The 7,220-nt window shown below is 70.9% G+C and carries 7 protein-coding genes; 6 read left to right on the top strand and 1 reads right to left on the bottom strand.

Annotated elements, in window-relative coordinates:
* Positions 1–191: 191 nt before the first annotated feature.
* Positions 192–1,094 carry a DMT family transporter gene (locus QR78_RS23265; protein WP_048429968.1) on the bottom strand — a complete coding sequence of 301 codons (903 nt, stop codon included), beginning with the start codon at positions 1,092–1,094 and terminating at the stop codon, positions 192–194.
* Positions 1,095–1,196: 102 nt separating this feature from the next.
* Between QR78_RS23265 and QR78_RS23260 the strand changes: the two genes are divergently transcribed.
* From QR78_RS23260 to pcaDC, 6 genes are all read left to right on the top strand, one after another.
* A complete protein-coding gene (locus QR78_RS23260; protein ID WP_048429967.1) occupies positions 1,197–2,018 on the top strand; it encodes an IclR family transcriptional regulator in 822 nt (273 codons plus the stop codon).
* A gap of 131 nt (positions 2,019–2,149) precedes the next feature.
* The gene (pcaH, locus tag QR78_RS23255; protein WP_048429966.1) at positions 2,150–2,878 is read left to right on the top strand and encodes a protocatechuate 3,4-dioxygenase subunit beta; all 729 of its coding nucleotides are present in this window, start codon (positions 2,150–2,152) and stop codon (positions 2,876–2,878) included.
* Between the two features lie 4 nt (positions 2,879–2,882).
* The gene (gene pcaG / locus QR78_RS23250) at positions 2,883–3,518 is read left to right on the top strand and encodes a protocatechuate 3,4-dioxygenase subunit alpha (RefSeq protein WP_048429965.1); all 636 of its coding nucleotides are present in this window, start codon (positions 2,883–2,885) and stop codon (positions 3,516–3,518) included.
* A 309-nt stretch (positions 3,519–3,827) separates the two neighbouring features.
* Positions 3,828–4,661 (top strand): 3-oxoadipate:acetyl-CoA acetyltransferase, encoded by an 834-nt coding sequence (locus QR78_RS23245; RefSeq protein ID WP_048429964.1) that lies wholly within the window; start codon positions 3,828–3,830, stop codon positions 4,659–4,661.
* Between the two features lie 4 nt (positions 4,662–4,665).
* Complete coding sequence (locus QR78_RS23240; protein ID WP_048429963.1) at positions 4,666–6,024, top strand: class-II fumarase/aspartase family protein; 1,359 nt, start codon at positions 4,666–4,668, stop codon at positions 6,022–6,024.
* Positions 6,025–6,036: 12 nt separating this feature from the next.
* Positions 6,037–7,218, top strand: coding sequence for a bifunctional 3-oxoadipate enol-lactonase/4-carboxymuconolactone decarboxylase PcaDC (gene pcaDC, locus QR78_RS23235; protein WP_048429962.1), 1,182 nt, complete (start codon positions 6,037–6,039; stop codon positions 7,216–7,218).
* The last annotated feature ends 2 nt before the right edge of the window (positions 7,219–7,220 follow it).

Below are 7,220 nucleotides of genomic sequence, written 5' to 3'. Positions count from 1 at the left end.
AGTCTCCTCCGGCACCACCCCTACCTCCAACTCCTCCCCACAAGGGGGAGGAGAGGCGCGCTGCCTTTGAGGGAAAAGCGCTCAAACCGAGATGTGTGAACATGCTAGGCCCGCGGGGAGAGGGGATTTCCTGCGCTTCGTCTTTCCCCGGACAGTCCTATGCAGAAGGGGGAGAGTTCAGAGGCGGCGCCTCACACCGCCCCCTCCTCCCCCGGCGGGGTGACCCGGGGGCGCTCCTGATAGAGCAGGTACAGCCCCGAGGCCGCGACGATCGCGCCGCCGATCACCGTCCAGTGGTCCGGCAGGTGGCCGAAGATCAGGAAGCCGAGGAGCACCGCCCAGAGCAGATGGGCGTAGGCGAAGGGCGCCAGCGTCGAGGCCGGGGCCCGGCGATGCGCCAGGATCAGCAGCCAATGCCCGAGCGCGCCGAAGAAGCCGACGGAGACGATGCCGATCCAGGTCGAGGTCTCGCTCGGCGTCTCCCACAGGAACGGCAGGGCCGGCGCGGTCAGCACCGAGCCGACGAGGCCGGTATAGAACATCGTGGTCTCGGGCGGATCATGCGCCGCGAGCATCCGCGTCACCACGATGTAGATGCCGTTGACGAGGGCGGTGACCACCGCCAGCAGGGCCGCCGGGTGCATGCCGGAGAGGCCCGGGCGGCTCACCACCAGCACCCCCGAGAAGCCGATCAGCACCGCGATCGCGCGCCGCCAGCCGACCCGCTCGCCCAGGAGCTTCCCGGCGATCAGCGCCACCACGAGCGGCGAGGCGAAGGTGATCGAGGTCACCTGCGCCAGCGGCAGGTAGCGGAGCGCCACGAACGAGCACATCGTTGCCGTCACGAGGCAGAGCGAGCGCAGGACCTGCAAGCCAGGCCGGCGGGTCCGCATCAGCCCGACGATGTCGCGCCGGGCGGCGAGAAAAACCGCCACGATGACGAAGCTGACGAGGTAGCGCAGGGCCACGATGAGGAACGGGCTCATCGTTCCGCTCAGGAACTTCGCCGAGGCGTCGATCGAGGCGAAGCCCGCCACCGCGCTCACCATCAGGGCGATGCCGATCAGGGTCTCGTGCTGGCCCGTGCCGCGCATGTCCGACGTCCCCCCTCGTTCGCTCCCTTGACTTAGATCGGAACTGAGTTCAAATCCAGAACTGCGTTCCAGATTTGCGAGCGCGGATTTCGAGCACGAGAGATGGCCGGCTCCCTGCTGCGGCGCGTCCTGGATCTGGTGGAACTCCTCGCGAACCATCCGCGCGGGTTGCCCCTCCAGACCATCGCCGAGACGCTGGATATCCCCAAGAGCGGCGCGCATCGTCTCCTGGCGGAGCTGGCCGAGCACGCCTACGTCGTGCAGGACGGCGAGACCGGCCGCTACCTGCTGACTACCAAGTTCGCGACGCTCGGCCTCAAGCACCTGTCGCGCACCGGCGTCGTCGACATCGCCCAGTCGGTGCTCGACCGGCTGGCCGGCCTCAGCGGCGAGCTGGCGCGGCTCGCGGTGGTCGATTACCCGCGCCTCGTCTGGGTGGCGAAGGCGCAAGGCGCCCGCACGGGCCTGCGCTACGACGGCGACATGGGCACCGAAGCCCGGCTCTCCACCACCTCGACCGGCATCGCCTGGCTCGCCAGCCTCACCGACGAGGAGGCCCTGAGCCTCGTGATGCGCCAGGGCCTCGGGGCTCCCGAGGAATGCGGCCCCAACGCGCCGCGCACGGTGGCCGCCCTGATGGCGCTGGTGAACGAGGCCCGGGCCCGGGGCTATGCCTGGGTGCAGGACACCAACACGCCGGGCGCCGCCGCGATGGCAGCCAACATCGTGCATCCGCAGACCGGCCGCGCGGTCGGCAATCTCAGCGTCGCCGGTCCGAGCCTGCGGCTGACCGAGATGCAGCGCGACGCGATCGCGCCGGAGCTGCTGGCGGCGGCGGCCGACCTGGCCTCGGTCGGCGCCTTCTCGGACTATCTCGGCGCGCTTGGCGGCCGGCCCGCCACGACCCGGCCGGCGATGTCCTGAGGGCCGGCATGGCCCGCCCCGCAGGGGAGTGATACCCCTCGGGGCAGGCGCGTCGAACGATCTCGAACACCCGAGGGCCGACCCTCGCACGACCCGCACCACGCCCCGGACGGGGCGCCCAGGAGGAGACGATGATCCACGCCGACAGCGAGTTCCTGCAAAGGGACCGCTCGATCCACCCGCCGGCCTTCACGCCGGACTACAAGACCAGCGTGCTGCGCTCGCCGCGCCGGGCGATGATCTCGCTGCAATCCTCCCTGTCGGAGGTGACCGGCCCGGCCTTCGGCCACTCCGAGCTCGGTCCGCTCGACAACGACCTGATCCTCAACTACGCCCGCGAGGGCGAGCCGATCGGCGAGCGGATCTTCGTCCACGGCCATGTCCGCGACGAGAACGGGCGGGGCATCCCCCACACCCTCGTCGAGTTCTGGCAGGCCAATGCGGGTGGTCGCTACCGCCACCGCAACGACCGCTACCTCGCGCCGATCGACCCGAATTTCGGCGGCTGCGGCCGGACGATCACCGACGAGAACGGCTTCTACTATTTCCGCACGATCAAGCCCGGGCCCTATCCCTGGCGCAACAACCTCAATTCCTGGCGCCCGGCCCATATCCACTTCTCGGTGTTCGGCTCCGGCTTTGCCCAGCGCCTCATCACCCAGATGTACTTCGAGGGCGACCCGCTGATCTGGCGCGACCCGATGGTGCAGGGCATCCCCGACCGCTCCGCCGCCGAGCGCCTGATCGCCCCCCTCGACCTCGGCGCCGCGGTGCCGCTCGACATGCTCGCCTACAAGTTCGACATCGTGCTGCGCGGCCGCCAGCAAACGCTGTTCGAGAACAAGCTCCAGGGGAACTGAGACGATGGTCCAGCCGCTTCCCGTCCGTCTCCAGGAGACGCCGTCCCAGACCGCCGGCCCCTACGTCCATATCGGGCTGATCCCGCTCCAGGCCGGGTTCGACATCTTCGAGACCAACTTCACCAACGTGCTCACCGGGCCCGACACGGCGGGCGAGCGCATCCGGATCGAGGGCCGGGTCTTCGACGGGGCCGGCGCCCTCGTGCGCGACGTGCTGATCGAGATCTGGCAGGCCAATTCTGCGGGCCGCTACAACCATCCGGCCGACCGCCAGGAGAGCAAGCCCCTCGATGCGGGCTTCCGGGGCTGGGGTCGCACCGGCTCGGATTTCGAGACGGGCGTGTGGTCCTTCGAGACGGTGAAGCCCGGCCCGATCGTCGGCCGCAAGGGCCATCGCCCGATGGCACCGCACATCAACCTCTGGATCGCCGCCCGCGGCATCAATATCGGCCTCCAGACCCGGCTCTACTTCGCCGACGAGGCCTCGGCCAACGCCGACGATCCGGTGCTGAACCTCGTCGAGCGCGGCCAGCAGCGCGACAGCCTGCTGGCCAGGCGCGAGGAGCGCGATGGGAAGACCGTCTACGTCTTCGACATCTATTTGCAGGGACCGAACGAGACCGTGTTCTTCGACGTGTGATCGTAACCGCCCCTATGATTTCTGCTTGGCTATTCCGATAAAAGTATAGCGCGCCTCCCCTCTCCAGGCGATGCCGGGCTCGCCCGGTATCGCTGCAAGGTGTGGGAGAGGGGCCGGGGGTGAGGGTGCTACGCTTCAGTGTGAATCGCTGATCGTCGTGCTGGCAGCGGAACGGTCCAGCCATCTTGCGGCACCGTCGCACCCTCACCCCTACCCCTCTCCCACACGGGAGAGGGGATCCCGCGTTTTACTGGCATCGGACAGATCAGGCGGAAACCGCAACACACCAACCAAAGCCAGGAGACCCCCATGAACCCCGTCGTCATCGCCGTCGCGATCACCGGCTCCGTGCCGCGCAAGACGGACAACCCGGCGGTGCCCACCACCGTCGCCGAGCAGATCGAATCCACGCATCAGGCCTTCGAAGCCGGCGCCACCCTGGTCCACATCCACGTCCGCAACGACGACGAATCCCCCTCCTCCGACCCCGACAAGTTCGCGGCGGTGCAGGAGGGCGTGCGCAAGCACTGCCCCGGCATGATCGTGCAGTTCTCGACCGGCGGCCGCGGCCGCGACCCGAGCGCGCGCGGCCTCTCGCTGGTCCACAAGCCCGACATGGCCTCGCTCTCGACCGGCTCGGTCAACTTCCCGAGCATCGTCTACGAGAACCACGCCACCCTCGTGACCGACCTCGCCGGCACGATGCACAGGAACGGCATCCGGCCCGAGATCGAGATCTTCGATCTCTCGCACATCCACGGCGCGAAGCGGCTGATCGAGGAGGGGCTGATGGATGCCCATCCTCACGTCCAGTTCGTGATGGGCGTGAAGAACGCGATGCCGGCCGACGAGCACCTGCTCGACATCCTGCTCGCCGAGACCAAGCGCGTCATCCCGGGCGCGACCTGGACCGCCGCCGGCATCGGCCGCGAGCAGGCCCGCGTCATGAACTGGGCGCTGGCCCGCGGGGCCGACGCGGTGCGCACGGGCCTTGAGGACAACATCCGGGTGACGAAGGACCGGCTCGCCGCGAGCAACGCCGAGCTGGTGTCGCTCGCCGCCGAGATGGTGACGCGGAACAACCGCAAGGTCGCGACCCCGGCCGAGGCCCGTGCCGCCCTCCACCTGAAGCCCGTGGCCTGATCCGATGACGCTCTCGGCCCTCGACTCCGCCCTGCTCGGGCCCCTCTTCGCCACGGACGCCATGCGCGCCGTCTTCGCCGACGAGGCCCGGGTGGCGGCGATGCTGCGGGCCGAGGCGGCCCTCGCCCGGGCGCAAGCGGAGGCCGGCCTGGTGCCGCCCTCCCTCGCTCCCGCCATCGAGGCGGTCACGTCGACGGCGCTCGACCCCGCCGCGCTCGGCCGGCGCACCGCCGTCTCGGGCGTGCCGGTGATCCCGTTCGTCAAGGCGGTGCAGGGGGCCCTGCCCCCGGAACTGGAGCCCGCCTTCCACAAGGCCACCACCACCCAGGACATCGCCGACACCGCCCTGGTGCTCCAGATCCGCGATGCCTTCGACCTCGTCGCGGCCGACCTGAAGGCGATCCTCGACGGGCTCTCGGTTCTGGCCCGCCACCACCGCGAGACGCCTTGCGTCGGGCGCACCTACGGCCAACACGCCGCGCCCGTGACCTTCGGCTTCAAGGCGGCGATCTGGGCGCTCGGCATCGCCGAGGTGGCGGCCCTGCTTCCCGCCTTGCGCGAGCGGGTGCTCACCGCCTCGCTCGGCGGCCCCGTGGGCACGCTCGCCGGCCTCGGCGAGAGAGCGGAGGCGATCGGCGACGGATTCGCCGCCGCGCTCGGTCTCCATCCCGACCTCGCGCCCTGGCACACCCGGCGCGCCCGCATCGCCGAGACGGGCTCGTGGTTGGCGCTCCTGATGGGGGCGCTCGCCAAGTTCGCCACCGACGTCGCGCATCTCGCCACCACCGAGGTCGGGGAGGTGGCCGAGCCCTACATGCCGGGCCGCGGCGGCTCCTCGGCGATGCCGCACAAGCGCAACCCCGTCTCCTCGACGGTGATTCTCTCCGCCTTCGGCGCCGCCAAGGGCACCAGCCTGACGCTGCTCGACGGGATGGCGGCGGCCCACGAGCGTCCGGCCGGCGCCTGGCACGCCGAATGGCACGCCCTGCCGACCCTGTTCGGTCTCGCCTCCGGCGCGCTCCGCGAAGCCCGCGGCCTCGCGCAGGGGCTGGTGCCCGATCCCGAACGGATGCGCCGCAACCTCGACGTGACGCAAGGCCTGCTCTTCGCCGATGCCGCCGCGAGCCGGCTGAGCCCGGTGGTCGGTGCCAAGGCCGCCCACGCCCTGGTGGAAGAGGCCGCCGGTGCCGTCCGCGACGGACAGGGCTCGCTCCAGGCCGTCCTGCGCGCGAGACCCGAGACGGCGGGCGCCGACCTCGACGCCGCCTTCGACCTCGGCCCCGCCATCCGGGCCGGGGCCCGCACCGCCGACCGGGCGCTGGCGGACGTCTCGCGCCTCGCCGCTTTCCTGCATTCCGCGTAAAACGAGGTTCCCATGCCCCAGATCGAGGCCAACGGCACCCTTCTGAACTACGAGCTGTCCGGCCCGAGCGGCGCGCCGGTGGTGGTCTTTTCCAACTCGCTCGGCACCTCGCTGGCGATGTGGGACCCGCTGGTGCCCTACCTGCGGGGCCGCTACCGGGTGCTGCGCTACGACACCCGCGGCCACGGCGCCTCGCAGGTGCGCGACCAGCCCATCGAGGTCGCGGATCTCGCCGAGGACCTGATCGGGCTCCTCGACGCGCTCAACATCCCCCGCGCCCACGTGGTCGGCCTGTCGCTCGGCGGCATGACCGGCCAGGCGGCGGCGAGCCGCCATCCCGACCGGGTGATCAGCCTGACCCTGATGGCCACCGCCGCCTTCATGCCGAGCGAGGCGTCGTGGAACGAGCGCGCCGCCCTGGTGCGCGAGAAGGGCACGGCGGCGATCGTCGAGGCGACGATGACCCGCTGGTTCACGCCGAATTTTCCGGCCTCGTCCCCCGACGCGGTGGCGCCGGTGCATGCCCAGTTCACCGGCACCGATTCGGCCGGCTACGCGGTCTGCTGCAACGCCATCGGCCGCATGGACCTGCGCCCGGTCCTCGACCGCATCACCGCGCCGACCCTGGTGATCGCCGGCCGCGACGACCCGGCGACGCCGCCCGCCATGGCGCAGGAGATCTGCGACGGCATCCGCCACGCCGAGCTGGTGGTGCTGCCGAACGCCGCCCACCTCCTCTCCGTCGAGCAGCCGGAGGCCACCGCCGCCCATCTCCTCGGCTTCCTCGACCGGCACCGCGAGGCACCGGAGGCCGCGACCGGCGCGGTGGCGTTCGAGGCGGGGCTCACCAACCGCAAGAGCGTCCTCGGCGAGGCCCATGTCGAGCGCTCGCTGAACGCCGCGGGCGACTTCGCCGGGCCGTGGCAGGACTTCATCACCCGCACCGCCTGGGGCGAGGTCTGGGGCGACCCGCGCATCCCGTGGAAGACCCGCTCCTTCGTGACGCTCGCCATGATGGTGGCGCTCGGCCGCGAGGAGGAGTTCAAGCTCCACGTCCGCCCGGCCCTGCGCAACGGCGTCACCGTCCCGGAGCTGCAGGCGCTGCTGATCCAGACCGCGATCTATGCCGGCGTGCCGGCGGCGAACGGCGCCTTCCGCTGGGCCCGCGAGGTCCTGGGCGACGACCTCGCCTGAAC

The sequence above is a fragment of the Methylobacterium indicum genome, from assembly GCF_001043895.1.
GTDB lineage: Bacteria > Pseudomonadota > Alphaproteobacteria > Rhizobiales > Beijerinckiaceae > Methylobacterium > Methylobacterium indicum.
This window is presented reverse-complemented; position numbering and strand designations above follow the sequence as displayed.

What these genes read in the sequence shown, in the direction of transcription:
- pcaH (WP_048429966.1), top strand. Translation starts at nt 2,150, where the DNA reads ATGATCCACGCCGACAGCGAGTTCCTGCAAAGGGACCGCTCGATCCAC.
- pcaG (WP_048429965.1), top strand. Translation starts at nt 2,883, where the DNA reads ATGGTCCAGCCGCTTCCCGTCCGTCTCCAGGAGACGCCGTCCCAGACC.
- QR78_RS23260 (WP_048429967.1), top strand. Translation starts at nt 1,197, where the DNA reads ATGGCCGGCTCCCTGCTGCGGCGCGTCCTGGATCTGGTGGAACTCCTC.
- QR78_RS23240 (WP_048429963.1), top strand. Translation starts at nt 4,666, where the DNA reads ATGACGCTCTCGGCCCTCGACTCCGCCCTGCTCGGGCCCCTCTTCGCC.
- QR78_RS23265 (WP_048429968.1), bottom strand. Translation starts at nt 1,094, where the DNA reads ATGCGCGGCACGGGCCAGCACGAGACCCTGATCGGCATCGCCCTGATG.
- QR78_RS23245 (WP_048429964.1), top strand. Translation starts at nt 3,828, where the DNA reads ATGAACCCCGTCGTCATCGCCGTCGCGATCACCGGCTCCGTGCCGCGC.
- pcaDC (WP_048429962.1), top strand. Translation starts at nt 6,037, where the DNA reads ATGCCCCAGATCGAGGCCAACGGCACCCTTCTGAACTACGAGCTGTCC.